At 65.5% G+C, this 24895-nt stretch carries 25 protein-coding genes; 19 read left to right on the top strand and 6 right to left on the bottom strand.

Annotated features, from left to right (window positions below):
• Nucleotides 1–37 precede the first annotated feature (37 nt).
• The 7 genes from QM712_RS05255 to QM712_RS05225 all read left to right on the top strand — a co-directional run bounded on the left by QM712_RS05255 (nucleotide 38) and on the right by QM712_RS05225 (nucleotide 6572).
• Nucleotides 38–1687 (top strand): amidohydrolase, encoded by a 1650-nt coding sequence (locus QM712_RS05255; RefSeq protein WP_415021981.1) that lies wholly within the window; start codon nucleotides 38–40, stop codon nucleotides 1685–1687.
• 92 nt (nucleotides 1688–1779) lie between these two features.
• The gene (locus tag QM712_RS05250; protein ID WP_415021980.1) at nucleotides 1780–2580 is read left to right on the top strand and encodes an ABC transporter ATP-binding protein; all 801 of its coding nucleotides are present in this window, start codon (nucleotides 1780–1782) and stop codon (nucleotides 2578–2580) included.
• Nucleotides 2573–3334 carry an ABC transporter permease gene (locus QM712_RS05245; RefSeq protein WP_415021979.1) on the top strand — a complete coding sequence of 254 codons (762 nt, stop codon included), beginning with the start codon at nucleotides 2573–2575 and terminating at the stop codon, nucleotides 3332–3334. Before QM712_RS05250 ends, QM712_RS05245 begins: the two co-directional genes overlap by 8 nt.
• A gap of 15 nt (nucleotides 3335–3349) precedes the next feature.
• On the top strand, nucleotides 3350–4312 hold the full coding sequence (locus QM712_RS05240; RefSeq protein WP_415021978.1) for an ABC transporter substrate-binding protein: 963 nt from the start codon (nucleotides 3350–3352) through the stop codon (nucleotides 4310–4312).
• Nucleotides 4309–5160 (top strand): ABC transporter permease, encoded by an 852-nt coding sequence (locus tag QM712_RS05235; protein ID WP_415021977.1) that lies wholly within the window; start codon nucleotides 4309–4311, stop codon nucleotides 5158–5160. The genes QM712_RS05240 and QM712_RS05235 overlap by 4 nt, the downstream gene beginning before the upstream one ends.
• Before the next feature lie 69 nt (nucleotides 5161–5229).
• Nucleotides 5230–5643, top strand: a complete 414-nt coding sequence (locus tag QM712_RS05230) for a RidA family protein (RefSeq protein WP_415021976.1) — start codon at nucleotides 5230–5232, stop codon at nucleotides 5641–5643.
• The gene (locus tag QM712_RS05225) at nucleotides 5640–6572 is read left to right on the top strand and encodes an amidohydrolase family protein (protein WP_415021975.1); all 933 of its coding nucleotides are present in this window, start codon (nucleotides 5640–5642) and stop codon (nucleotides 6570–6572) included. The genes QM712_RS05230 and QM712_RS05225 overlap by 4 nt, the downstream gene beginning before the upstream one ends.
• 37 nt (nucleotides 6573–6609) lie before the next feature.
• Here the strand turns inward: QM712_RS05225 and QM712_RS05220 are convergent, their stop codons facing one another.
• A complete protein-coding gene (locus QM712_RS05220) occupies nucleotides 6610–7530 on the bottom strand; it encodes a LysR substrate-binding domain-containing protein (RefSeq protein ID WP_415021974.1) in 921 nt (306 codons plus the stop codon).
• Nucleotides 7531–7637: 107 nt separating this feature from the next.
• On the opposite strand from QM712_RS05220, the gene QM712_RS05215 reads away from it, so the two are divergent.
• The 11 genes from QM712_RS05215 to QM712_RS05165 all read left to right on the top strand — a co-directional run bounded on the left by QM712_RS05215 (nucleotide 7638) and on the right by QM712_RS05165 (nucleotide 18516).
• Entirely contained in the window at nucleotides 7638–7961 is a 324-nt protein-coding gene (locus tag QM712_RS05215; RefSeq protein ID WP_415021973.1) for a Dabb family protein, read from the top strand.
• Complete coding sequence (locus QM712_RS05210; protein ID WP_415021972.1) at nucleotides 7958–9037, top strand: maleylacetate reductase; 1080 nt, start codon at nucleotides 7958–7960, stop codon at nucleotides 9035–9037. The genes QM712_RS05215 and QM712_RS05210 overlap by 4 nt, the downstream gene beginning before the upstream one ends.
• Nucleotides 9038–9041: 4 nt before the next feature.
• Complete coding sequence (locus QM712_RS05205) at nucleotides 9042–10415, top strand: amidohydrolase family protein (RefSeq protein ID WP_415021971.1); 1374 nt, start codon at nucleotides 9042–9044, stop codon at nucleotides 10413–10415.
• A 21-nt stretch (nucleotides 10416–10436) separates the two neighbouring features.
• A complete protein-coding gene (locus tag QM712_RS05200; RefSeq protein ID WP_415021970.1) occupies nucleotides 10437–11339 on the top strand; it encodes an NAD(P)-dependent oxidoreductase in 903 nt (300 codons plus the stop codon).
• Between the two features lie 15 nt (nucleotides 11340–11354).
• Nucleotides 11355–12239, top strand: a complete 885-nt coding sequence (locus tag QM712_RS05195; protein WP_415021969.1) for an intradiol ring-cleavage dioxygenase — start codon at nucleotides 11355–11357, stop codon at nucleotides 12237–12239.
• Between the two features lie 56 nt (nucleotides 12240–12295).
• A complete protein-coding gene (locus QM712_RS05190) occupies nucleotides 12296–13690 on the top strand; it encodes an FAD-linked oxidase C-terminal domain-containing protein (protein ID WP_415021968.1) in 1395 nt (464 codons plus the stop codon).
• Nucleotides 13687–15213: a sugar ABC transporter ATP-binding protein gene (locus QM712_RS05185; protein WP_415021967.1), complete on the top strand. Its 1527-nt coding sequence runs from the start codon at nucleotides 13687–13689 to the stop codon at nucleotides 15211–15213. The genes QM712_RS05190 and QM712_RS05185 overlap by 4 nt, the downstream gene beginning before the upstream one ends.
• On the top strand, nucleotides 15206–16156 hold the full coding sequence (locus QM712_RS05180) for an ABC transporter permease (RefSeq protein WP_415021966.1): 951 nt from the start codon (nucleotides 15206–15208) through the stop codon (nucleotides 16154–16156). The genes QM712_RS05185 and QM712_RS05180 overlap by 8 nt, the downstream gene beginning before the upstream one ends.
• Nucleotides 16153–17130, top strand: coding sequence for an ABC transporter permease (locus QM712_RS05175; protein WP_415021965.1), 978 nt, complete (start codon nucleotides 16153–16155; stop codon nucleotides 17128–17130). The genes QM712_RS05180 and QM712_RS05175 overlap by 4 nt, the downstream gene beginning before the upstream one ends.
• Before the next feature lie 41 nt (nucleotides 17131–17171).
• A complete protein-coding gene (locus tag QM712_RS05170) occupies nucleotides 17172–18161 on the top strand; it encodes a sugar ABC transporter substrate-binding protein (protein ID WP_415021964.1) in 990 nt (329 codons plus the stop codon).
• Between the two features lie 67 nt (nucleotides 18162–18228).
• Nucleotides 18229–18516, top strand: coding sequence for a YciI family protein (locus QM712_RS05165; protein WP_415021963.1), 288 nt, complete (start codon nucleotides 18229–18231; stop codon nucleotides 18514–18516).
• Between the two features lie 136 nt (nucleotides 18517–18652).
• Here QM712_RS05165 and QM712_RS05160 read toward each other — a convergent pair whose 3' ends face one another.
• Together QM712_RS05160 and QM712_RS05155 are read right to left on the bottom strand one after the other, a co-directional pair.
• Nucleotides 18653–20302: an ABC transporter substrate-binding protein gene (locus tag QM712_RS05160; protein ID WP_415021962.1), complete on the bottom strand. Its 1650-nt coding sequence runs from the start codon at nucleotides 20300–20302 to the stop codon at nucleotides 18653–18655.
• A gap of 82 nt (nucleotides 20303–20384) precedes the next feature.
• Nucleotides 20385–20822: a DUF3830 family protein gene (locus tag QM712_RS05155; protein ID WP_415021961.1), complete on the bottom strand. Its 438-nt coding sequence runs from the start codon at nucleotides 20820–20822 to the stop codon at nucleotides 20385–20387.
• A 274-nt stretch (nucleotides 20823–21096) separates the two neighbouring features.
• Here QM712_RS05155 and QM712_RS05150 point away from each other — a divergent pair, with 274 nt between their 5' ends.
• Nucleotides 21097–22017 carry a LysR family transcriptional regulator gene (locus QM712_RS05150; protein WP_415021960.1) on the top strand — a complete coding sequence of 307 codons (921 nt, stop codon included), beginning with the start codon at nucleotides 21097–21099 and terminating at the stop codon, nucleotides 22015–22017.
• Here the strand turns inward: QM712_RS05150 and QM712_RS05145 are convergent, their stop codons facing one another.
• The 3 genes from QM712_RS05145 to QM712_RS05135 all read right to left on the bottom strand — a co-directional run bounded on the left by QM712_RS05145 (nucleotide 22018) and on the right by QM712_RS05135 (nucleotide 24756).
• Complete coding sequence (locus QM712_RS05145; protein WP_415021959.1) at nucleotides 22018–22761, bottom strand: SDR family NAD(P)-dependent oxidoreductase; 744 nt, start codon at nucleotides 22759–22761, stop codon at nucleotides 22018–22020.
• Between the two features lie 22 nt (nucleotides 22762–22783).
• On the bottom strand, nucleotides 22784–23941 hold the full coding sequence (locus QM712_RS05140; protein WP_415022054.1) for a Rid family hydrolase: 1158 nt from the start codon (nucleotides 23939–23941) through the stop codon (nucleotides 22784–22786).
• A 62-nt stretch (nucleotides 23942–24003) separates the two neighbouring features.
• Entirely contained in the window at nucleotides 24004–24756 is a 753-nt protein-coding gene (locus QM712_RS05135; RefSeq protein ID WP_415021958.1) for a hypothetical protein, read from the bottom strand.
• Nucleotides 24757–24895 lie beyond the last annotated feature (139 nt).

The raw sequence follows: 24895 nt of genomic DNA, 5'->3' as shown, positions 1-24895 counted from the left end.
GACAGAACTTTTGCGCCGCACAAGGAGAGGACGGCTCGTGGAATCAGACGTTTGCGCAGCGCTAGGCTATGCCGACCAGATTTTTATCAATGGCAAGGTGCTTACCGTCGATCCGGCGTTCGCTGTTGCGGAATCTGTTGCCATTCGGGGCAAGCACATCCTCGCGGTCGGAACGAGCAAGGATGTTTCGCGTCTGGCCGGCCCCCACACCGACGTCGTCGATCTCCAGGGCAAGTGCGTGCTGCCGGGCCTCATCGACACGCACGCTCACGTTGAGCGCGCGGGCCTGTTGAACGTGACCGTCGGCTTCGACGACGTCTCGACCGTCGCCGAAGCGCAGGCCCAGGTGCGCGACATGGCCAGGAAGACGCCGCAGGGCGCCTGGATCCGCGGCCGCATCTGGCACCCGATCGCCCAGCTCAAGGAAAAACGCTTCCTCACGCGCCACGACCTCGACGAAGCGGCGCCCGATCATCCGGTCATTCTGCCGATCGGCCACTTCTCGCTGGTCAACAGCCGGGCGCTCGCGCTGGCCGGCGTCACGCGCGACACGCCCGATCCGGACGGCGGCATCATCCATCGCGACGAGAAGGGCGAACCCAACGGCGTGCTCGAGGAAGCCGCCGAGGGCCTCGTGAATCGCCTGCTGCCGGAACCGTCGTTCGATCAGCTCGTCTCGCAGATGAAGCAGGCGATGGCCTATTTCAACTCGTTCGGCATCACGAGCGCGATCAGCGGAGCAGTGTCTCCCTGCGACGTTCGCGTCCATCACGCCATCCGGCGCGCCGATGAGGCCACCTTGCGCGTGAGCCTCATGTTCGCGCCGACCGGCAGCCTCAACCCGAGCCTCTCTCTCGAGGAGTGGGAGACGCTGTTTTCGCGGATCGGCGTGGCATCGGATTTCGGCGACGAATGGGTCAGCCTGTCCGGCGTCAAGCTTCAGGTCGACGGCGGCATGACGCTGGGCACGGCCGCGACCCGAGAGGGCTATCCCCACGATCCGAACTATCACGGCACGATCGTGATCCCGCAGGACAGGCTGAACGGCTTCGTCGCGATCGCGAACCGCCATGACTGGCGCGTCGGCATCCACGCCATCGGCGATGCCGCCATCGACAGCGTGCTCGACGCCTACGAAGGCGCGCACCGCGAAAAATCGATCAAGGGCCGGCGCTTCATCCTTCTCCACGGCAGCCTGATGCGCCGCGACCAGATGCAGCGGGCGCGCGATCTCGATGTGCGCGTCGATGCCCAAAGCGCCTTCCTCTGGGACAAGGGCGGCGCCGTCACCCAGCATCTGGGCCGCCGGACCGCCGAGCGCGCCATTCCCATGCGGTCCATGATCGACATCATGGGCCTGGATCTGCTCGCACAGGGCACCGACTACCCCATCAATCCCGCGAGCCCCTTCATCAACATGTACGTCATGACCACGCGCCGTGACATCAAGGGCGAGATCTACGGAGCCGAGGAAGCCATCACGCGTGAGGAGGCCATCCGCCTCTACACGAGTGCCGCCTCCCGCTACACGTTCGCCGAGAAGCTGACCGGGACGATCGAGCCCGGCAAGCTCGCCGATCTCGTCATTCTCTCGGACGACATTCTCACCGTCCCGGACGAGGCACTCAAGAACATCCGCGCACTCAGGACCATCGTGGGCGGACGCACAGTCTACCGGGCATCGTGATTGCATCCGGGCCAGGCCCGCTCTCGTACTCCGAGCGGATGAGCGGCGCGCACATGGCTCGATACTTGCATTTTTGCTGCTGAGGGGACGGCATGAGTTCACAGATCCAGTTGAAGAACGTGTCCAAGGTCTACGGCAAGCCGGGTAGTCCCGATGCCTATCTCGCCTTCGATGCCGTCTCGCTCACGGTCGCGCCTTCGGAATTCGTCGCGATCGTAGGTCCCTCGGGCTGCGGCAAGTCCACCCTGCTGCGCATCATCGCGGGCCTGATGCCGCAGACGTCCGGAGACGTCTTGCTCGACGGACGCGCGGTCGATGGTCCGCCGGAAGGCGTCGTCTATCTCTTCCAGCAATATTCGAAGTCCCTGTTCGCATGGCGCACCGTGCTGGACAACGTGATGTTTCCACTCGAATCCGCGCCGCGCTCGGAACGCGCGCGGCTGCGCGAGCGCTGCATCGGCTACATCCGCCAAGTCGGGCTCGCCGGCTTTGAAAACAAATATCCCTGGCAGATCTCCGGCGGCATGCAGCAGCGCGTGGCGATCGCGCGTGCCCTCGCCGCCAATCCGCGCGTTCTCCTGCTCGACGAACCCTTCAGTGCCGTCGATGCGCTCACGCGCATGGAGCTGCAGAGCCTCGTGCTCGATCTATGGCGTGAAAACCGCTTCACCGCGGTTCTGGTGACGCACGACGTCGAGGAAGCCGTCTTTCTCGCCGACAAGATCGCAGTGCTCAGCCATCGGCCGACGACGCTGGCGGAGGAGATCGAGGTCGGCTTGCCGCGCCCCCGCGATCACATCGTGACGCGCGAAGATCCGGCGTTCCTGTCGCTCAGGCATCATCTCATGTCGTCGCTGTTGGGCGACCACGCGCGGACACGTGCCCATGCGTAGCGGCATCGCACCGATCGCCGTCGGGCTGTGCTCCGTCATCGCCGTCCTCGCGGCGTGGGAGTTCGCGGGATATGCCGGCTATCTCAATCCCGTCCTGGTGCCCCGCCCGTCCCTGATCGGGCAGACATTGTGGCAGATCATCAGCAGCGGCGAATTCATCGCGCCGCTGGGCCGCACGCTGCTGCTGTTCGGCATCGGATATGGGCTGGCGAGCTTCATCGGCGTGACCCTCGGATTGCTGATGGGCTACAGCGACGAGGTCTACGGCCTGTTCGAGCCGCTGGTCGAATTGATCCGGCCGCTGCCGAAGTCGGCGCTGGTCCCGGCACTGTTCCTGTTTCTCGGCATCGGGCCGGCCACGATGGTCACCGTCGTCGTGCTCGCCGCGGTGTTTCCCGTGCTGATCAACACGCTCCAGGGCGTGCGCAATCTGGATCCCGTGCTGCTCGAGACCGCCCGAACGTTCCACACCTCGCAATGGCGAACCATCACGCGGATCGTCCTGCCGGCCGCGATGCCCATGATCTTCGCAGGCATGCGTGTCGGCCTCGGGCTCGGACTGGTCCTGGTCGTCCTCGCCGAGATGCTCGCCGGAGAGAGCGGCATCGGCTTCCTGATCCTGGATCTGCAGCGCGCCTTCCAGATTCGCGACATGTACGCATGGGTTGCGATCCTGGCCGCGCTCGGCGGCGCGCTGACGATAGTTTTCGACATCATCGATAAACGGCTGATCCCTTGGAGGGGGCGGGCCTGATTGGAGGGGGAGAAGATGGCTTTGACGATCACCAGACGAACCGCGTTGGCTGCACTCGGCAGCGCAATGCTCGCGACAACCGTACGCGCCGCGGATCTGCAGCGCGTCCGAGTCAGCATCATTCCGATCACCGACCTCACGCCGCTATTCGTCGGCATGCACCGCGGATTTTTCCGGGACGAGGGCCTGGAGATCGACACCAGCCCGTCCTCCGGCGGCGCCACGGGAATCCCGGGCCTCGTCGCCGGCAGCTATGACATCGCCTTCAGCAACGTCGTTTCGATGTTGCTGGCCGCATCGCAAGGGATCGACGTCCGCGTCATCGCAGCCGGCGTCAAGACCGTGAAGGAGGAAGACGACTTCACCGGCATCGTCGTCCGCAAGGACAGCGGCATCCGAAGCGGCAAGGATCTCGAAGGCAAGAGCGTCGCCGTCAACACGCGCAACAACGTCATCTGGCTCTATGCCCGCGCCTGGATCAAGGCGACCGGCGGCGATCCCGATCGCGTGACCTACAAGGAGGTGCCGCACCCCCAGATGGAGGACGCCATCACCCGCAAGCAGGTCGATGCCGGCTTCATGGTGCCGCCCTTCATCGGCGTCGCAACGGCCAAGGGTGAGGTCGAGGCCATCGCCAAGCCATACAGCGTTGTGCAGCCTGGCCTGGATGTCGGCGAATATTTGGCGACCGCGACATTCCTGAAGAGCAACGCGGCAACCGTCGACAAATTCACGAAGGCGCTGCGGCGCAGCGTGGAATGGTGCAATGCCAACCTCTCCAATCCGGAGGTCCTACCGATCATGGCGGGATTTACGCGGCTCGACGTCGCCGTCCTGAAGGACACGCCGCTCAAGTCGTTTCCGCTGCGGGTCGATCCGCCGCAACTCGAGAAGACCATGAACCTGATGGTCGAGAACAAGCTGTTGCGAAGCCCGCTCGACGTCAAACCGCTGATTGCGCCGGCCGCTCTGCAATGACGAGATATCTCGTCATGCTCTCGGCGGCCGTCCCGGGCTGGAATGCGCCCGGCCGGCCGCCGGCGGCGTCCGCGCGCAGTTGGAGCATGCGATCGATCCTGCGAACGCGCCTGTCCGGCTTCGTTCTGATCGCGGGCTTGCTCGCATTGTGGGAATGCTCGGTGAGATTCGGATGGGTGCACAGCCAGAGCTGGCCGCCGTTCTCCGCAGTGGTCGTCGCCTGCCTGCGCGGCCTTGCCGACGGAGAGCTCGCCACCACGCTGCTGTCGACGCTGCGGCGCATGCTGACGGGATATCTGATCGGCTGCGGCGTCGGCGTCTGCCTGGGTCTCCTGCTCGGCACCGTGACCTGGCTGCGATGGATGATCCAGCCGATCATCGAGGTCGTGAGGCCGATACCGATTCCCGCCATCGTGCCGCCGCTGATCCTCTTCTTCGGTGTCGACGACGCCCTGAAGATCTTCGTCGTCGCGCTCGCCTGCTTTTTCGCGGCCTTCATCAACACACTCGCCGGTGTCACCGGAGTTGACGACGTCCTGCTTCAGACCGCGCGGACCTTCCGGACATCGTGGAGCCGCACGCTTCTGCGGGTCATTTTGCCGTCGACCCTGCCGGCCATCGCGTCGGGATTGCGCGTGGCGCTCGGCCTCGCGCTCGTCGTGGCCGTGATCGCGGAGATGATCGCGGGCTCCGCCGGCATCGGATACTACATCGTCCAGATGCAATATGCGCTGCGGCCGGATGCAATGTATGCCGCGATCCTGTGCTTGGCCGCGACCGGATATCTGCTCAATCGCGCTTTCCTGTTCGCGGAGAGGAGACTGATTCCCTGGATGGGACGAGGTTGAACGCGCGGAAGGCGCAAGATCCTCGTGCTGCACTGAAACACCAATCCTGAACCCGACGAGGGACCATCGATGCCGAAAGAAATCGTCACCTCGAGCCGCGCTCCGGTCACCGGCTTCACCGATCACGCGACCCCGTCTCCGATCGCTCAGGCGATCCGGTTCGGCAATTTCCTGTTCGTGTCAGGACAGGGGCCACTCGACCCCGTGACCAAACAGGTCGAGGCCGGGGATATCGAGGTGCAGACCAGACGCACCTTGTCCAACCTGCGCGGCGTCCTCGATGCCGCCGGGGCCGACTTCTCGAACGTCGTCAACATGCGGGTGATCCTGCGGGACGTTCGCGACTTCAAGGCATTCAACGAGGTCTTCCGCCAGGAGATCGGCGGCGAGAAGGTGACCCGGACCTGCGTCGGCGGCACGCCTCACCGCGACGGCGTCAATGTCGAGATCGACTGCATCGCCATGTTCGACACCGCACAATGAACGTGATCGACACGCACCACCACTTTCTTCCGCCCGACTATGTGGACGAGGTGGGAGCGGACCCCATCGCCCGGCCGCTCGTTTCGGGCCGGGTCCCCGACTGGAGTCCCACGGCCTCGATCGAGGCCATGGATCGCAGTGGCGTCGGTCTTGCCGTGCTGTCCTTGTCCTCGCCGGCCCTCGAAAGCCTGCCCCCGGAGCGGCGTCCCGCCGTCGCGCGCCACTGCAACGAATATGCGGCGAACCTCGTGCGCGACTACCCGGGCAGGTTCGGTTTCTTCGCCACCCTTCCCCTCGTCGACATCGATGCCAGCCTGCGGGAGGTCGAGCATTGTTTCCACGCGCTCGGATCGAGCGGCGTCTGCCTCATGACGAACTACGGAGGCCGGTATCTCGGCGATCCCGTTCTTGCGCCCCTGCTCGCTGAACTCGACCGCCGCGACGCGGTGATCTTCGTTCACCCGACGATGCCCGAACCCGAACCGCCGTCGATCGGCCTGCCCGCCGCGAGCCTTGAATTTCCCTTCGATACCACGCGGACCATCGCCAGCCTGATGTTCAGCGGCGTCCTCCTGCGCTACCGGCGGCTTCGCTTCATCTTCTCGCATGCCGGAGGCGTCGTTCCGTTGCTCGCCGCGAGACTGGCGAGGCTCGAATCGCAAAGCCGCTTCCGCGAAGCGGTGCCCGAAGGCGTCATCGCCGCACTGAAGGGTTTCTACTTCGACACTGCCCTGTCCGCCGATGACTACGCGCTGCCCGGTCTGCTGCGCCTGGCCGCGCCGGACAAGGTGCTGTTCGGCAGCGACTTTCCTCATGCGGGAGCCGTCATCATCGACAAGGCGCTGGAGAGCCTGAGGCGATCCGCATGCGCCTCCGACATCCTTTCCGCAATCGAAGGCGACAACGCCAGGAAGCTGTTCGGAATCTAGCTTCGCAAGAACGGCTCCGGAATATTCCGCTCTCGGCTCACTTGGCGTCCATCCAGATCCCTGCCGCCGATTGCTCGCGGATGTAGGTGACCAGGAAATCGGAGAACGCCCTGATCTTGGCGGGGAGCCCGGCGCGGTTCTGGTAGGCGACGTTCATGGTGAGCAAGGGCAGCTCCCAATCCATCAGCACCGGCACGAGCTTGCCCGCCGCGATGTCGCTTTGAACGATGTAGAGCGGCTGGATGAGAATGCCGAGCCCCGCCAGCGCCGCGCCACGGATGACCTGGCCGTCATTGCTGTCGAGCGTCGGCGTGATGCGGACGGTCTGCGCACCATGGCCCTTGCGCAGGCGCAGGGAATACGGATCGTTTGCAAGATTGTAGACGAGCATGTTGTGGCGCGCGAGATCCGCCGGCTGTTCCGGCCTGCCGCTGCTGGCGAGATAGGAAGGCGCTGCCGCCAGCACGCGGCGCATCTGGCCGATGCGTCGCACGACGATGTTCGAATCCGGCTCCTGCTCGCGCGTCCGGATCGCGACGTCGATGCCGGCCTCGATGAAATCGGGATACCGGTTGGCGGTCGTGATCTGCATGTTGAGCTTCGGATAGCGCGCGCGGAAGGCCGGCAGCATCGGCGCCAGATAGATCACCGCAAAGGACAGCGAACTCGTGACGCGCAACGTGCCCTGAGGCGACAGAGCGCGATCGCTGACAATGTCCTCGGCCTCCGCGAGCTCGCTCAGCACCCGGCTCGAACGCTCAAGCAGTTCCTGGCCGGCCTCGGTCAACCACAGCCGTCGCGTGTTGCGTTCGATCAGCCGAACGGCAAGGCGCTCCTCCAGCGCGCTCAGATAGCGGCTGGCGGCGGCGTTCGACATGCGCAGGGCCTCGGCGGCCTTGGACAGGCTGCCGAGCTCGGCCGTCTTGGAGAACACCTCCAGCTGCAGCAAGCGATCCATTTTTCCACTTTAAGGAAAAGAGACTTGCAATTATTGGCCTTTATTTCCGTATTCCGCAAGCCAAAATGCCCGGACAGAAGCAAGACGGCAGGCGAGGAAACAGGGAAATGTCGGGCGCGATCAGGCACATCGTGATGTGGCGGCTGCGCGGGGAGACCCCCGAGGAGCGCTCCGCCGCCCGGACCAAGGTCAAAACCCTGTTCGAGGGTCTGCGCGGCCGGATCGACGGCCTCACCCATATCGAAGTCGGCCTCGACGTCAGCGATGTCGACTACGCCTGCGACGTCGTTCTGTTCTCCGAATTCACCGACCACGCCGCGCTGGCGGCCTACGCCACCCACCCGGAACATTTGCGCGTGCGCGAGGCGCTTGGCGACTTGCGGATCGGACGCTTCCAGGTCGATTATCCCATCAAAGAGACCGGCGCATGATCGGTTCGTTCACCTTTGAAAACCTGCCCTGCCGGGTCGTGTTCGGCAGCGGAACGCTGGCTGCAGCCAGGGCCGAGATCGAGCGGCTCGGCGGCAAGCGCGCGCTGGTGCTGACGACGCCGCAGCAGGAGGCGCAGGGCAAGAGCCTCGGCGCCGCGCTCGGCCCGCTCTATGCCGGACTGTTCCCGGGCGCGACCATGCATACGCCGGTCGACGTCACGGAGCGCGCGCTCGCGGCGATGAAAGATTGCGAAGCCGATTGCGTGGTTTCGCTCGGCGGTGGATCGACCACAGGCCTCGGCAAGGCGCTGGCCTTGCGCACCGGCGTCAACCAGCTCTGCATTCCCACCACCTATGCCGGCTCGGAAATGACCCCGATCGTGGGCCAGACCGAAAACGGGCTGAAGACCACGGTGCGCGACGCGGCGGTGCTGCCGGAGACCGTGATCTACGACGTCGATCTCACCTTGACGCTGCCCGCGAGCCTCGCCGCGACGTCCGGCATCAACGCGATCGCCCATGCGGTCGAGGCGCTCTATGCGCGCGACACCAATCCCGTGACCTCGCTGATGGCCGAAGAAGGCATCCGTGCGCTGGCACGCGCCCTCCCCGCCATCGCCGCGAAGAGCGACGACCGCGAGGCCCGCACCGAAGCGCTCTACGGCGCGTGGCTGTGCGGCGTCTGCCTCGGCACCGTCGGCATGGCGCTGCATCACAAGCTCTGCCACACGCTCGGCGGCACGTTCGATCTGCCGCATGCCGAGACCCACACCATCGTGCTGCCGCACGCGCTGGCCTATAACGCGCCGGCCGTCCCTGATGCGATGGCGCGCATCTCGCGCGCGATCGGCGCGGCCGACGCGTCGCAGGGACTTTTCGAACTGGCGAAGCGGCTGGGCGCGAAGGTGGCGCTGCGTGACCTCGGCATGCCCCAGAGCGGCATCGACAAGGCGGCTGATCTCGCCGTTACCAACGCCTACTGGAATCCGCGACCGCTCGAGCGCAATGCCATCCGCGACCTGATCGCGCGCGCCTGGGCCGGCGAGGCGCCCGGCGCCGCCAAAGCGGCGGCGTGACGTGATGCGGCGCACGCTGATCAAATCCGCCACCGTCATCAGCATGGATGACGCGATCGGCGACCTCGCGACCGGCGATGTGCTGGTCGAGGGGAATCGTATCGTCGATGTGCGTCCGTCGATCGATCTCGGCAGCGGCGCTTCCGACACCGAAATCGTCGACGGCACGGGGCGCATCGTCATCCCCGGCCTCATCAACGCGCATATGCACACCTGGCAGACGGCGCTGCGCGGCTATGCCGCCAACTGGACGCTGCTGGAATATTTCCGCAGGATGCATGCCGGCCTCGCGACCGTGTTCCGGCCGGACGACATCCACATCGCAACGCTCGTCGGTGCGCTGAACCAGATCAATCACGGCACCACCACGCTGGTCGACTGGTGCCACAACAATCCGACCCCCGATCACACCGATGCCGCCGTGCGCGGCCTGATCGAGAGCGGCATCCGCGCCGCCTTCTTCCACGGCTCGCCGAAGCCGGAGCCGAAGCCCGGCGAGCCGCACTTCTCGGAGATCCCGCACCCGCGCCGCGAGGTCGAGCGCCTGCTGGCAGGCCCCCTCGCCGACCGCGACGGCCTCGTCACGCTCGGGCTTGCCATCCTGGGCCCGCATTACTCGACGCTCGACGTCGCCATGCACGATTTCCGCCTGGCGCGGGAGCTGAACCTGATCGCATCGATGCATCAGGGCGGCGGCCCCGCCAAGACACCCGGCGGCTGGGAGAAACTGATCGAGGCAGGCCTCGTCGGCGCCGGCGTCAACATCGTCCACGGCAACGACCTGCCGGACGATCTGCTGGACCGGATGGTCGATCTCGGCGTGTCGTTCTCGGTGACGCCCGAGAACGAGATGATCCAGGGGCACGGCTTCCCGATCACGGGACGCCTCCTCAAGCGTGGCGTGCGCCCGACGATCGGTATCGATCTGGAATCCGTGCTCGCCGGCGATCTCCTGACCGTCGCGCGCGTCGCCTTGTCGACACAGCGTGCGCTCGACAATGCCGAGGCGCGCAAGACCGAGGGCACCATTCCGCCGACGACCACGATCCCCGTCCGCGAAGCGCTGCGCTGGGTCACGACGGAAGGCGCCCGCATGCTCGGCCGCGAGAACCAGCTCGGCTCGCTGACGGCGGGCAAGCTCGCCGATCTCGTCGTCATCAACGCGTCCGACCTCAATCTCTTCCCGGTGCACGATCCCGTCGCGACCGTCGTGATGCAGACGAGCCTTGCCAACATCGAGGCCGTCATGATCGGCGGCGTCTGGAAGAAGCGGGACGGCCGGCTTCTCGCCGACGGCCTGGAAACGAAGAAGGAGCTGCTGGCGCAATCGGGCCGGCGGCTGGTGCAGGACATCGAACGACAGGGACGCGCCGCCTGAAGGCGCCAACGGACAAGAACCATGACCGACGCTTCAAGGAATGTCGCTTTCATCGGGATCGGCAAGATGGGCCTGCCGATGTCGGTGCTGCTCGCCAAGGCCGGCTACGCCGTCACCGCGTTCGACCAGAGCGCGGCGCGGACCAGCGAGGCACGCGCACATGGCATCGCGATTGCCGCATCGCCGGCCGATGCCGTGAGCGGCAAGGCCACGATCATCACCTCTCTGCCCGATGACGCGGCCTTGCGCGCCGTCCTGCTCGGACCCGCCGGCCTCATCGCAGCGATGGCCCCGGGCGCCGTCCTGATCGAGACCAGCACCGTCAGCGTCGAGGCCTCCGGCGAGGTCGATGCCGCGGCGCAGGCCCGCGGCATCGCCTATCTACGCTCTCCGGTCTCCGGCAATGCCAGCATCGTCCACACCGGCGCGCTGACATGCTTCGTCTCGGGACCGAAGGACGCGTTCGAGACCGCAAGACCGGTGTTCGCCGCCTTCACCCGCGCCCAGACTTATCTCGGGCCTGCGGAAGAGGCCCGCTACGCCAAGCTCTCGGTCAACCTGATGATCGCGGTGTCGGCGGCGATGATGGCGGAAAGCCTCGCGCTCGCGCGCAAGGGCGGCATCGCCTGGCAGGACATCCTGAAAGTGCTCGACGACAGCGCCGTCGCCTCGCCGATGGTGAAGTACAAGACCGCGCCGCTGCGGAGCCGGGATTTTGAGTCCACCTTCTCCTGCAAGCAGATGGCCAAGGATCTCGACCTGATCCTGGGCGCCGGCCACGCCGTCGGCGTCCCGCTGCAGCTCGCCGCGCAGGTGCGCGAGACCTACGGCTCGCTGGTCGCGCAGGGTGACGGCGAGACCGACTTCATCGCGACCGTCAAGCATCTCGAGCGGCTGTCCGGCCTCGGCGAGCCGAAGCTCTGATCAACGGAGGCACCCATGCGTAACTTCAACGAGACCACGATCACGGACGCGGTGCTGGAGCGGATCAAGGACGCGACCGATCCGCGCATCAAACAGGTCAGCGAAGCCCTGGTGCGCCATCTCCACGCGTTCGTTCGCGAGGTGCGGCCGACCCAGAAGGAATGGGAATACGGCATCGACTTCCTGACCCGCACCGGTCACATGTGCGACGACAAGCGCCAGGAGTTCATCCTGCTGTCGGACGCGCTTGGCGTCTCGATGCTGGTCGACGCCATCAACCATCCGGTGCCGGAGGGCGCCACGGAGACCACCGTGCTCGGGCCGTTCTTCGTCCAGGCCGCGCCGGAGAAGGACAACGGCGACGACATCTCGGGTCCGATGGAAGGCGATCCGATGCTGGTCACCGGCTCGGTGTCGACCGTCGACGGAACGCCGCTGGCGGGCGCCATCGTGGACGTCTGGCACTCCGACGATGACGGCTATTACGACGTGCAGCAGCTCGACGACATCGGCGATCTGGCGATGCGCGCGCGCTTCCACGCCGATGCCGAGGGCCGCTTCCGCTTCTGGTCGATCAAGCCCGCCGCCTATCCGATCCCGCATGACGGTCCCGTCGGGGAGATGCTGGAGGCGCAGGGCCGCCATCCCTGGCGTCCCGCGCACGTGCATTTCATGATCTCGGCGCCGGGCTTCGAACAGCTGGTGACGCATGTGTTCGTCGCGGGCGACAAATATCTCGACAGCGACGTGGTGTTCGGCGTCAAGGACAGCCTGATCCGCGAGTTCATCCGCCATCCCGCCGGCCGTGCGCCGGATGGTCGCATGGTCGAGAGCGATTATTTTCATCTCAACTACGATTTCGGCCTGAAGCAGCTCGCGAGCAACGCGAGAGCCGCCTAAGCTGGACGACGGCGGCCAGCAAGAGCCGGACAACAGGGAGCGCACGGGGAGCAAGAATGGGACCGCGGGTCAGCACAAGCACATTGGCCGATCGCCTCGCCGGCATGATCGGACCGCGCGCGAGCGTCGCGCGCGGCGTGCTCGATCAGCACGGGCAGAGCGAGTCGCATTATCGCAACCTGCCGCCCGACATCGTCGTCTTTCCCGAGACGACGCAGGAAGTCGCCGAGATCGTGAAGCTCTGCGCCGGCGCGGGCATGCCGATCGTCCCATTCGGGGCCGGCACCTCGCTCGAAGGCAATGCCGCTTCCGTCGCCGGTGGCGTCTGCTTCGATTTCGCGCGCATGAACAAGGTGCTGACGGTGCACGACAGCGACATGGATGTCGTCGTGCAGCCCGGCATCACGCGCAAGCAGCTCAATGCCGAGCTGCGCGGCACCGGCCTGTTCTTCCCGATCGACCCCGGCGCCGACGCCTCGATCGGCGGCATGACGTCCACGCGCGCGTCCGGCACCATGGCAGTGCGCTACGGCACCATGAAGGACAACGTCATGGCGCTGGAGGTGGTGCTGGCCGACGGTCGCGTGATCCGGACCGCCAAGCGCGCGCGGAAGTCCGCCGCCGGCTACGACCTGACGCGCATGTTCGTCGGGGCGGAAGGTACGCTCGGCGTGATCACCGAAATCACGCTGAAGGTGCACCCCGTGCCGCAGGCGATCTCGGCCGCGGTCTGCAGCTTCGACACTTTGCATGATGCCGTGGACACCGCGATCTCCGTGATCCAGTCGGCGATCCCCGTCGCGCGCATCGAGTTGCTCGACGACGTCATGATGCGCGGCATCAACGCCTACGCCAAGCTCGGCTATCGTGAGGCCCCGACCCTGTTCTTCGAATTCCACGGCTCGGAGACGTCGGTCGCCGAGCAGGCCGAGGCGGCGCAGGCGATCGCCGCCGACCATGGCGGTCACGGCTTTGCCTGGGCGAAGGCGCCGGAGGACCGCAGCCGGCTCTGGCATGCGCGCGACAACACGCTCTATGCGGGCCTGGGCCTGCGGCCGGGCGCGCGCGCCGTGATCACCGATGTCTGCGTGCCGATCTCGCGGCTCGCCGAATGCCTGACCGAGACGCGGCGTGACGCGGACGAGCACGGCTTCACCGCGCCGATCGTCGGCCATGTCGGGGACGGCAATTTCCACATGCTGATCCTGATCGACCCGGCGAAGCCCGAGGAGACCGAAGGCGCCAAGGCCCTGCAGGCCCGCATGGTCGCGCGCGCCATCGCCATGGACGGCACCTGCACCGGCGAGCACGGCATCGGGCTCGGCAAGATCGACTATCTCGCCGATGAGCTCGGCGATGCCGTCGACGTGATGCGGTCGATCAAGACCGCGCTCGATCCGAACGGCCTGATGAACCCCGGAAAGATCTTCGCGGGCGGAGCGCACGCATGAGCACGGCCGCATCGACCATCGGATCGCCCTCGCCCGCGCCGCTGCTGGAGCTGCGCGGCATCAGCAAGGAATTCCCCGGCGTCAAGGCGTTGGATGACGTCTCCTTTGCCGTCTACCCCGGCGAAGTCCACATGCTGCTCGGCGAGAACGGCGCGGGCAAGTCGAGCCTGATGAAGGTGCTGTGCGGCGCCTATCGCGCCGACGCAGGCGAGTTCTTCCACAAGGGCGAAAAGGTCGCGATCAATTCGACGGCGGATGCGCAGAAGCTCGGCATCGCCGTGATCTTCCAGGAATTCTCGCTGGTCCCCTATCTCGACATCGCCCAGAACATCTTCCTCGGCCGCGAACCGAAGGGCCGCATCCCCGGCACGATCGACCGCCGCCGGATCCTGGCCGATGCCAGGCGCGTGCTCGACATGATCGGCTTCGACATCGATCCCTCGACCACGGTCGACAAGCTGGGCGTGGCGCAGCAGCAGATGGTCGAGATCGCGAAGGCGATCAGCCAGAACGCCCGCATCCTCGTCATGGACGAGCCGACCGCAGCGCTGTCGGACCGCGAGACCGAGCTGTTGTTCGCGCTGATCGCGCGGCTGAAGGCCGACGGCGTCTCCATCGTCTACATCTCCCACCGCATGGCCGAGGTGTTCGCGCTCGGCGATCGCATCACGGTCCTGCGCGACGGCCGCCGTATCGACGGCGTCCGTCCCGCCGACGTCACTCCGGACCAGCTCGTGCGCATGATGGTCGGCCGCACCGTCGACATGACCTATCCGCGCAGCTTCGCCGACAAGCCCGGCGAAGTCCTGCTCGAAGTCAAGGGCCTGACCGCGCCGACCGGCATCTCCGACATCAATATCGAGGTGCGCAGGGGCGAGATCGTCGGCCTGTGCGGCCTGGTCGGTTCCGGCCGTAGCGAGGTCGCGCGCGCCATCTTCGGCGCCGATCCCGTCAGCGCCGGCCAGATCATCTTCGACGGCAAGGCCATGTCCGGCGAACCCGACCTCGCCGCCCGGCGCGGCATCGCGCTGATCCCCGAGAGCCGCAAGAGCGAGGGCCTCGCCTTGTTGCGATCGGTCAGCGACAACCTCGTGGTGTCGGCGCTGCGAAAGCTGTTTCCGAGCGGCCTGTTCGACCAGCGCGGCGCGCAACGCACTTCTGACGGACTGATCCGGCAGTTGCGCATCGCAACGCCGAGCGCGCGGCAGACGGTCGGGCTGCTCTCGGGCGGCAACCAGCAGAAGGTCGTCATCGGCAAGTGGCTCGCGGCCGGCTCGAAGCTCTTCATCTTCGACGAGCCGACCCGGGGCATCGATATCGGCGCCAAGTCCGAGATTTTCGCGCTGATCGACCGCCTGGTGGCCGAAGGCGCGGCCGCCCTGATGATCTCGTCCGAGCAGGTCGAGATCTGCCATGTCTGCGACCGCGCCTACGTGATGCGCGAGGGGCGCATCGCCGGGCACCTGACCCGCAACGAACTGACCGAGGAGAATATCGTGCGACTGGGGATGCATCATGCGTGAAGCCGCGGTCGTTTCACAACCCAATCCGCTGCAACGCATTCCCGGCGTTGCGATGGTGCTGGTGCTCCTGATCGCCCTGTTCGGCGCGATCGCGCCCGGCTTCCTCTCGGTCGCCAACATCTCCAACGTGCTGGTGCAGTCGACGATCCTGATGATGCTGGCGCTGCCGATGACGCTGATCATCATGACCGAGGGGCTGGACCTGTCGATGGGCGCGGTGCTGACGCTGACCTCGCTCTGCGTCGCGATCGTGTCGCTCGCCACCAAGTCGATGGTGCTGGGCCTCGGCGCCGGCCTGCTGGTCGGGGCGGCCTTCGGCACCGTCAATGGCTGGCTGGTCGCGATCCTCGGCATCCCGCCCTTCGTCGCGACGCTCGGCACGCTCGGCATGGCGCAGGGCCTGTCGCTGATCGTCAGCGACGGCCAGAGCGTGGTCGGCATCCCCCACAGCGTGCGCGACATCTACTCGTCGACGCTCGTGGGCGTGCCGGTGCCGATCGTCATGGCGCTCGTCACCTATGCGGCGTTCCACAGCCTGCTCTATCACACCCGCTTCGGCACCTACATTTTCGCGCTCGGCGGCAATCGCGAGGCGCTGCGCTATGCCGGCCTCTCGCCGAACCGGCTCCTGATCGCGGTCTACGCCCTTGGCGGCGCGATGGCCGGCATCGCGGGCCTGCTGATGACCGCGCGCATGAATTCCGGCCACCCCACCGCCGGCCTCGGTCTCGAATTCGATGCGATCGCCGCCGTCGCGGTGGGCGGCACGTCCTTCGAGCGCGGCAATGGCTGGCTGCTCGGCACCGTGCTCGGCGTGATCGCCGTCGGCGTGCTGCGCAACGGACTGAACCTGATCTCGCTGCCGTCCTCGGTGCAGGTCGCAAGCGTTGGCGTTCTCGTCATCGTTGCGCTCTTCCTCGACGGCCTTCGGAGCCGCGCATGACCGACATCACCAAAGAGGCCATCGCGCCGCCCCGCTCGTTCCTGTCCCAGGATGCGGTCCAGTTGTTCTATCGCCTGCTCGCGGCGCTGCTGATCTGCGCGGTGCTGGCCGTGCTCAGCGACTCCTTCCTGAGCCTCGGCAACATCCTCAACGTGCTGCGGCAGGCGAGCCTGACCTTCTTCATCGCGTCCGGCCTGACGCTGGTGGTGCTGACCGCGGGCCTCGACCTGTCCGTCGGCGCCAATGTCGCGCTGTCGGCCTGCATCGCCGGGACCGTGATCCACACGACCGGATCGCCGGCACTCGGCATCCTCACGGGACTTGCCTGCGGCGGCCTCGTCGGACTGCTCAACGGCATCATGGTCACCGCGCTGCGGATCCCCTCCTTCATCGCCACTTACGGCATGCTCTGGGTGCTGAACGGCCTCACCTACTGGTACATGGCGGGCGAGACGCTTCACGGCTTCCCCGCCGGCTTCCGCCAGATCGGCAGCGGCTACCTGTTCGGCCTGCCCATCCCGGTCTATCTGCTGCTCGTCTTCCTCGGAATCGGGACGCTGTTTGCCCAGCGGACGATCTGGGGCCAGGAGATCTATGCGATCGGCGCCAATCCCGTCGCGGCGCGCCTCTCCGGCATCCCCGTCGCCCGCCGCCTTTTGCTGGTCTACGCCGTTTCCGGCACCATGGCTGGACTCGCCTCGATCATCTTCCTGTCGCGCCTCAACTCGGCTGAAGCCGACATCGGCGAAAGCCTGACGCTGCCCGCGATCGCGGCCGTGCTGATCGGCGGCACCTCGCTGTTCGGCGGCGTCGGCACCGTGTTCGGCACCTTCATCGGCGCGCTGATCCTGACGCTGGTGCTGAACGGCATGAACCTGCTGTCGGTCAGCGCCAACTGGCAGCCGCTCGTCACCGGCATCATCGTCATTCTCGCGGTCTGGCTCGACATGAAGACCCGCCGCCGCGCGCAATGAGTTCCTGAAGTTCCAACAAGCAAATGAGGGATGGAGACGACATGAGACAACACAAGCTGGGCTACCTGACGTCTTGCCTGGCGCTGCCGCTGCTGATGGCGGCCGCGTTCAGCACGCAGGCCCGTGCCGACGGCGAGACCATCGCCGTCTTCACCAAGAACCAGACCAACCCGTTCTTCCAGACGGTGCGGGTCGGCGCCGACAACATGGCGAAGGCGTTGAACGCCAAGACGCTGCAGTACATCCCGACCAAGCCGGATTCGATCCCGGAGCAGCTCAGCCAGATCGAGGACGTGGTCGTGAAGAAGCCGAGCGCCATCGTCTTCACGCCCGTCGACTACAAGGCGATGGTCCCGGGCGTCGAAAAGATCAACGAGGCCAAGATCCCCGTCGTCAACATCACCGACCGTTCCGCCGGCGGCAAGTTCCTGTCCTTCATCGGCGCCGACGACTACAGCCTCGGCCTCGAGACCGCGCGCTTCCTGCTCAAGACGCTTGGCGGCAAGGGCAACCTCGTCATCATCGAGGGCGTCAAGGGCTCGCTGACCAACGTCGACCGGGTCCGCGGCTTCAACGACGCGCTGAAGGAGAGTCCGGGCGCCAAGCTCCTGGCTTCGCAGCCCGGCAACTACCAGCGTCTGCAGGCGCTCCAGGTGATGGAGAACCTGATGCAGTCGAACGCGCAGATCGACGGCGTGCTCGCCGCCAATGACGCGATGGCGGTCGGCGCGATCGAGGCGCTCGACGGCGCGAACCGCAAGGCACAGGTGATCGGCATCAACGGCACCAAGGAAGCGATCGACGCGATCAAGTCCGGCAAGCTGCTCGCGAGCGGCGATTACAACGGATTTGCGCAGGGCTGCCTCGGTACCATGATGGCGATCCGGTCCTTGCGCAACCAGCCGATCATCAGCGAGATCGTGCTGAAGCCGACGGTCATCACCAAGGACAATTACCAGCCGTTCGACGTGCCGCTGGAGCAACGGACCTGCCCGACCTTCGAGGAAGCCGGCACGCTGGGCATCAAATAAGCCAACCGGTCACAACAACAAGCCGGGACGGCCGCCGCTATGGCCGTCCCGAGACAACGGAGACATCATGCTGTTCGCCATTCACGCCCTCGACCGCTCCGACGCGCTCCCGACGCGGCTCGCCCATTATGACGCCCACAAATCCTTCCTGAGCGATACCTCGCGGTTCGGCGTCAAGATCGTGATGTCCGGACCGCTCGTCGCCGATGACGGCGCGACCATGATCGGGAGCCTGTTCCTGATCGAGGCACCCGGCCGCGCGGAAGTCGAGGCCTTCAACCGCGCCGATCCCTTCGCCGCGGCCGGCATCTGGGAAACGGTTACGATCAAGGGCTTCCTGCGCCGCCAGGGTTGAGCAGCGACAATCACGCATCTCCCTCGACATGGAAAAGTCCGCGACGGCTGGCGTCGCGGACTTTTTTTCGTGGAGCTTGCGTCCGCCTCGAACCGAGAGCGCGGGAGTGCTGCCGCGCCGGACCGAGAAGGTTCGGCTACTGCGCCGGCTTCATGTCGAGCGCCGACCAGTCGATGTAGTAGCCGTTCGGAGCCGAGAAGCCGGTGATGCGGGGCGACAAGGCCCGTGGCGCGACCTCGTGCAGGAAGAAGACGAACATCGCTTCGTCGACAAGCCGTTCATGGACCTTCGACAGGGCCAGATCGCGGGCGTCGGGATCAAAGGTCGTCCTTGCCGTCGCCGTCAGCTTGTCGAGCTCGGGATCGTTGATGAAGCCCCAATTGTTGGACAATGGGGGCGCCATGCGGGAATCCGCGAAGCGCGCCAGGGCGAAGAACGGGTCGATGGTCGCGATCGACACGTTGGTCGTGTTGGCACCGCGCGCCGAGGCCGCCTGCGGTCCTTCCCGCCAGTTCGTGAACAGCGTGCCCCATTCCAGAACCTCGATCTTGACGTCGAAATAGCACTTGCGGAGCGCTTCCTGGATCAGCTCGTTCATCGGAAGCGGCTGCATCATTCCCGAACCGGCGATCGCCGTGATGACCTTCACGGTCGCCAGCTTGCTGTCGGAATAGCCGGCCTCCTTCATGAGACGGCGCCCTTCGTCCCCGTCGAAGCGGAGCTTGAACGTCGGCTTGCCGAACCAGGGATGGTTGGCACGCACCATGCCGACCGCAGGCTCGGCGATGCCGCCGTTCAGCTCGACGAGGTCGTTCCGGTCGACGCAGAGATTGGCCGCCTGCCGAACCCGCTTGTCCTGCCAGGGCGAACCCGGAAGGAGCGACGGCTGCCACGGCCACACATGCGCGCTCTGGCTGGTTGCAATGGTGAAGCCGCGCGCGCGGATCGAGGCGACCGCGTCCGGCGCGGGTGCTTCCACGAAATCGACCTGGCCGGCAAGAAGCGCCGCCGTGCGCGAATTCACGTCCGGAAGCGGGATCATGACGATGCGGTCGATCTTCGGCACCCGGCTCTTGTCCCAGTAATTGTCGTTGCGGACGAGTTCGAGCCGCTCGCGCGGCACGAAGCGCGCCAACGTGAAGGCGCCGGTGCCGGACGGATCCTTTGCAAACTCCTCCCAGGCCTTGGCGCCGCGCTGCGCCGGGTCGGTGACGTCAGCCGGCACCGCAGCCAGCTTCGCACGCCAGTGCGCCGGCGATGCCATGAACAGATTGACGAGGTTCAGCGGCAGGAACGAATCGGGCTCCGACGTCGTGAACTCGACCGTCATGTCGTCGATCTTGCGCGCCGAACGCAATGTCGGCATGCGCGGCACGGTCCAGCCCACCTGGCTGGGGTCGAACTGGGGCGCGGTCTTGTCCAGGACCTTTTGCACGTTCCACACGACGGCATCGGCATTGAAGGGCGAGCCGTCCTTGAACGTCACACCGGACCGGAGCTTGAAGACCCACTTCGTCTTGTCGTCCGCGCTCACGGCCCATTCGGTGGCGAGAACCGGCATGATCCTAGTGCCGGTCTTGTAATCCCAGGCCGTCAGCGCGTCGTACATCGTCAGGCCGGTCAGGCGATTTCCCTCGAACGCCTGATCAGGCTGGCCGTGCGTCTTGGGAATGTCACTGGCCGTCATGCCGATGCGGAGGACCTTGTTCTGCGCAAATGCCGACGTCGATAGCCCCAGCGCGAACGTCACAGCAGCAAGGACAGAAATTGTCCGACGACCAATCATACGACCTACTCCGTATCAGGATTGAAAGTTCGCGGGATCATCCGCCCGCGGCGCATGGCGCCGCCGGCCGGATTCCCGACAGCTAATCTTCGACGACGGTGACCGTGCAGTCTTCGCCGCCTTCGCGCCATGTCCTCAGGCCGACCTCTTCGAGGAACGGCCACTGGCTTTGATCGACGCGGGCAAAGAGATTCACGCGGGATTCACCGCGCCAGTCGCGAACCGTTTCCGTTCCGTAGAACCAGCCGATTGCCTCGAAGCCGGTGACATCGCGATCGGACCATTCGCAGGCATAGATGACGTCGCCGAGCCCGGCGTTGAGGATCTGGTTCTCGCGCGGCGGCTTGCTCGGCAGGTCGAGCTTGATGTGGGTTTCCCGGCCGGTCCACCGGGCATTGTAGGCCTTGATGGTCACCGGCATGTGGGCCCGAAGAGCTTCCCACGTCTTGGGCGCCTTGTCGGCCATCACGTTCGCCGTGAAGCTGCCCCCACGGGCAAAACTGAACAGTAGCTTTGGCATTCCGGTCTCCAACTCCTCGAACGATCGTCAGATTCTCTCTGCTCGTGGAGCCAGTGTCTCGCAATGAACCGTACTCACAAGATCAATCTTACGAATGCATTGTTGCCCATTTTGCAACGCTTATCCGATGGGCAAAAGGTGCCCCAAACGCTCCCCAACCGCCCGAAATCACTGCAACTGTTCGGTTTTCAATGACGTAGGCCGATCCAACCCCATTTTTGAGTTGCCCGGATTATCGATCTTTGTTGATAATGTTTCCCAGGGAGCAACTCTCATGCAGCTTGAGTCCACGCTGATACGCTACTTCCGGGAGGTGTACCGGCTGAGGTCGATACGGCACGCATCGTCGTCCCTCAACGTCGCCCCCTCCGCGGTGAGCCGGCAGATCTCGAGGCTCGAGCAGATGGTCGGCGTACCGCTGTTCGAGAGATTGCCGCGCGGCGTCGCGCCAACCGAGGCGGCCGACACGCTCGCGCGTTTCTCCCGAAACTTCCTCCTCGATATCGAGCGGCTACGCGGAGAGATCGACTCGCTGCGCGGCCTGCAACGCGGCCACATTCGCATCAAGGCGAACGAGGGGCTCGTCGACTACCTGCTGACCCGGACCATCGCCTCGTTCCACAGGAAGTTTCCCGGCATCACCTACGAACTCGACGTCGCCGGCACGTCGGCGATCACGCGCAGTCTGCACGACGGCACCGGCGATATCGGACTGGTCTTCAACGCTGAAGCCGACGAGCTGCTCAGCTTCGCGGCGCATATCCACGATCCGCTCTGTGCGGTGGTCGCGCCAAGCCATCCACTTGCCCGTGCGAGCTCGCTGGAGATGTCGGAAGTCCTGCGGCACAGTCTTGCGGTACCGGAGAAGACGTTCGGGATACGCCGGCTGATCGACGCCGCCATCGGCGCCAGGAAACTGCACATGTCGGCCACGCTGGAAACCAACTCGATCGCGGCCTTGAAGGGGTTTGCCCGATATGGCGGCGGAGTGACGTTCCTGCCGACGCTTCCGACCCTGCAGGAGATCGAGAACTGCTCGCTCGTCAGCATCCCGATCCTGGAGGACACGTTCCGGCACGCCTCGCACGACGTATGCGTCCTGGCCGGCCGGCGCCTTCCCCTGGCGGTGAGTGCTTTCGTGGACCTGCTGAAGGACGAGGCCGATCGGGCCTCCGCGCCCGACAACGCGCGCTAGTCACATGTAGGCGCCGCCGTTGATCGACAGCGTCTGCCCCGTGATGAAGCTCGCCTCGCTCGAAGCCAGGAAGAGCGCCGCGCCATTGACCTCGTCGGTCGTTCCGAAACGCCCGAGCGGCGTCATGGCGTTCAGCTTGTCACGCAGCTCGGCCGGCCATGTCGCGGTCATGTCGGTCTCGATATCGGCGGGCGCCAGGCAATTGACGCGGATGCCATGGGGCGCAAAGCGCCGGGCCAGCGACTTGGTCAGGCCGATCACGGCGGCTTTGGACGATGCATATGCCGGGCTGCCGGCCACACCGCCATGCTGGCCCGCGATCGAGGACACGTTGAGAATGCTGCCGCCGCCGCTGGTTCGCATCGATCGCGCCGCCTGCTGCGCGACGAAGAACGTCGCACGCAGATTGACGTCGTGAACGCGGTCCCATTCGGCCGGCGTCACGTCCCACTCGTTCAGGGTGCTGCCGATTCCGGCGTTGTTGACGACGACGTCGATCTTTCCGAAGCGGTCGAGCACGGCCTGCACGAGATCGGCACCCGCATCCGGCTGCGCGAGGTCGGCGACGATCCCGTGGATCATCTGCGAAGCGCCGAATCCCGACACGGCGTCGGCGACGCCGGCCGCGCTCGTGCCGGAGAAGCCGACCATCGCGCCTTCCTTCAGGAACGAACCGACCAGCCCCGCGCCTATGCCGCGCGTGCCGCCTGTGACCAGGACGACCTTTCCCCGAAAACGTTCCATGGCTGTCTTCCTGTTGCGAGCCTCAAGCGCCGGTCTGTTTGACCAGCGGCGCGACCTGGACGATTCTCGACTTGTGCCCGTGACGATGGGCGATCCCCTCGGTCTGCACCCTGGCGCGCCGATCGGGCAGATTGCCGAGCACGGTCGCCCGCGGAACATAGGGCTCGGCCACGTTGGGACCGTAGCCCCGATTGAACCCTTGGAAGTCGCGCCAGTCCGTCAGGACATTATTGGTCCGCAGCAGGGAGTCCTGCGGGAAGCCGGCTGCTTCCACCAGCGCATGAAGTCGCTTCCAGGCCGATCTGGCCTGGAGCTCCACGCTCGTATCCGCATCGTCCGGTGTCCCCTGGCCGCTCAGGAAGAGCGTATCGCCGGCGAGGATGGCGGGCGCAGCCTGTCCCGGTACGCGTGGAGAGAGTGCGCTCGAAATCGGCTGGCCGCCTCCCCTGACGGCCACGGATTCGACGCCGATGCGGAATTCCGGCCGCTCGAGGGGCGCGCCCACCACCGTCCATGTCGGGAAACGATCGCCGAAGAACTGCGCGAACGCACGCACGACGAGATCGTGATCGCGAATGTCGGAGATCGTGACGTGAAGATTGCAAAGATCGGCAATGCCGAAGCCCGCATCGCCGAGCAGCGTTTCGAGGTTCTGCAGCACCGCAGAGATCTGCCCCTCGGTGCCGCGCTCGGCGAGCTGGCCGTCCTTGCCGATCGGCAACGCCGAAGCGTGATGCCATTCGCCGGCAACGACCGCGCCTGCCGTTGCGCCGGCCAGCGCGCTCAGTCCCGCGTTCGGCGTCACCGACGGCTGGCCGCCGACGATCGCCGTCGTGTCGATTTCCACGGCCGCCTGAGGCAGCGGGAAGTCCCACGAGCCCACCACGCTGTGCGCCGGCCGGGCATCGCGAAACTCGTCCGCATAAACGGCGAGATATTTCGGGATGTCCCGCACGTCGGCAACGTAGGCCTTCAGGCGGACGACATCCGAGATGTCGCCGCCGAGCAGGGCCAATGTTGTTCTAAGATTGGCGAACATGCGGCGGGTTTGCGCCTCCATGTCCACCCTCCCCCGCTCATCACCCGCCAAACGCAGATCCGGGTAGACACCGGCCGAAGCTCCTACATGGATCACGTTCTCGATCCGCGAAGCATGGGAAAAGTGCGCGATCGGACGCATGAGTTGATCGGTGTAGATGACCTCACGAGACATCGCCGCGCACCCTTCCTGATTGTGATCGATCAGATCACGAGCTCCGCGGACACGCCGCGAACATCCATTTCATAGTCGAGACCCTGCACCGGCGGCCGCGAGAAGTGCCAGCTGAGGCCGCTCGCGGCCGCGCCACGAGGAGCGATCTCGCCTTTCATTAATGCATGAAGTTCATAGGCGGTGTAAACATGCGCACCGGTCGCGGTCGCCCAGCCTGCACCCAGCGCGCTCATGCGCCGCTCCATTTCCCCGAGCACCCAACGGCACTTCTCGAGCATGCCTTCGGTCGACTGATCGCCGGGCCTGATCGCGAAGTCTTTGTAGCTCCCCTTGCCTTCCGGCGCCTCACCGCTGCCGGCGACGACGAAGCTGCCACCTTTCCGCGACTTGGCCGGACGCGTGTAGGAGAACGCGTACATGCTCACCTTCTTGGGGGGATCGACCTCGGGGCAAACATTGGTGCGCGCGACGGGGTTCTTGCCGTCCTTGGTCAGACCCCACTTGTCCAGCCAGCCGACATATTCCTTGTTGAAGTCCGTGAAGCCCTGCTCCGTGAACGGCGCCGGCGACCTGAGCTCACAGGCGCAGAAGGCCTCGACACCGCGATCGACGAGCTTGAGATGATCGGCGGCCGCGGAGAACCCATCCGACAGGGTCAACGGCCGATGGAAGCGGACGCGGACGATCTCGAATCCGTCGTTGGCCTTCACGCCCGCGGAATACTGATAGACTCCCGGAATGAACTCATAAGCACCCGCGCCGAAAGAACCTAGCTCTGTCATTTTCTTCTCACCGGTTTGAGTTTTGCTTCATCAGCAAGACCGCAAGACGTTCACGTTGCCTGCGACAGTGAAGAGGCCGGCGAGGTCTAACAAGATCATTCTTTGCACCTTGTCGTTGCCATTTGAGCAACAGCTTCCC

Origin of the sequence: Bradyrhizobium sp., from assembly GCF_047605465.1 — a bacterium.
Classification (GTDB): Bacteria; Pseudomonadota; Alphaproteobacteria; order Rhizobiales; family Xanthobacteraceae; genus Bradyrhizobium.
This window is presented reverse-complemented; position numbering and strand designations above follow the sequence as displayed.

Bases quoted from the DNA above. Each gene is read 5' to 3' on its own strand.
- QM712_RS05225 (WP_415021975.1), top strand. From the start codon at position 5,640: ATGAACGTGATCGACACGCACCACCACTTTCTTCCGCCCGACTATGTG.
- QM712_RS05235 (WP_415021977.1), top strand. From the start codon at position 4,309: ATGACGAGATATCTCGTCATGCTCTCGGCGGCCGTCCCGGGCTGGAAT.
- QM712_RS05245 (WP_415021979.1), top strand. From the start codon at position 2,573: ATGCGTAGCGGCATCGCACCGATCGCCGTCGGGCTGTGCTCCGTCATC.
- QM712_RS05185 (WP_415021967.1), top strand. From the start codon at position 13,687: ATGAGCACGGCCGCATCGACCATCGGATCGCCCTCGCCCGCGCCGCTG.
- QM712_RS05155 (WP_415021961.1), bottom strand. From the start codon at position 20,822: ATGCCAAAGCTACTGTTCAGTTTTGCCCGTGGGGGCAGCTTCACGGCG.
- QM712_RS05250 (WP_415021980.1), top strand. From the start codon at position 1,780: ATGAGTTCACAGATCCAGTTGAAGAACGTGTCCAAGGTCTACGGCAAG.
- QM712_RS05210 (WP_415021972.1), top strand. From the start codon at position 7,958: ATGATCGGTTCGTTCACCTTTGAAAACCTGCCCTGCCGGGTCGTGTTC.
- QM712_RS05145 (WP_415021959.1), bottom strand. From the start codon at position 22,761: ATGGAACGTTTTCGGGGAAAGGTCGTCCTGGTCACAGGCGGCACGCGC.
- QM712_RS05160 (WP_415021962.1), bottom strand. From the start codon at position 20,302: ATGATTGGTCGTCGGACAATTTCTGTCCTTGCTGCTGTGACGTTCGCG.
- QM712_RS05215 (WP_415021973.1), top strand. From the start codon at position 7,638: ATGTCGGGCGCGATCAGGCACATCGTGATGTGGCGGCTGCGCGGGGAG.
- QM712_RS05195 (WP_415021969.1), top strand. From the start codon at position 11,355: ATGCGTAACTTCAACGAGACCACGATCACGGACGCGGTGCTGGAGCGG.
- QM712_RS05150 (WP_415021960.1), top strand. From the start codon at position 21,097: ATGCAGCTTGAGTCCACGCTGATACGCTACTTCCGGGAGGTGTACCGG.
- QM712_RS05140 (WP_415022054.1), bottom strand. From the start codon at position 23,941: ATGCGTCCGATCGCGCACTTTTCCCATGCTTCGCGGATCGAGAACGTG.
- QM712_RS05175 (WP_415021965.1), top strand. From the start codon at position 16,153: ATGACCGACATCACCAAAGAGGCCATCGCGCCGCCCCGCTCGTTCCTG.
- QM712_RS05230 (WP_415021976.1), top strand. From the start codon at position 5,230: ATGCCGAAAGAAATCGTCACCTCGAGCCGCGCTCCGGTCACCGGCTTC.
- QM712_RS05135 (WP_415021958.1), bottom strand. From the start codon at position 24,756: ATGACAGAGCTAGGTTCTTTCGGCGCGGGTGCTTATGAGTTCATTCCG.
- QM712_RS05200 (WP_415021970.1), top strand. From the start codon at position 10,437: ATGACCGACGCTTCAAGGAATGTCGCTTTCATCGGGATCGGCAAGATG.
- QM712_RS05220 (WP_415021974.1), bottom strand. From the start codon at position 7,530: ATGGATCGCTTGCTGCAGCTGGAGGTGTTCTCCAAGACGGCCGAGCTC.
- QM712_RS05170 (WP_415021964.1), top strand. From the start codon at position 17,172: ATGAGACAACACAAGCTGGGCTACCTGACGTCTTGCCTGGCGCTGCCG.
- QM712_RS05205 (WP_415021971.1), top strand. From the start codon at position 9,042: ATGCGGCGCACGCTGATCAAATCCGCCACCGTCATCAGCATGGATGAC.
- QM712_RS05190 (WP_415021968.1), top strand. From the start codon at position 12,296: ATGGGACCGCGGGTCAGCACAAGCACATTGGCCGATCGCCTCGCCGGC.
- QM712_RS05240 (WP_415021978.1), top strand. From the start codon at position 3,350: ATGGCTTTGACGATCACCAGACGAACCGCGTTGGCTGCACTCGGCAGC.
- QM712_RS05180 (WP_415021966.1), top strand. From the start codon at position 15,206: ATGCGTGAAGCCGCGGTCGTTTCACAACCCAATCCGCTGCAACGCATT.
- QM712_RS05165 (WP_415021963.1), top strand. From the start codon at position 18,229: ATGCTGTTCGCCATTCACGCCCTCGACCGCTCCGACGCGCTCCCGACG.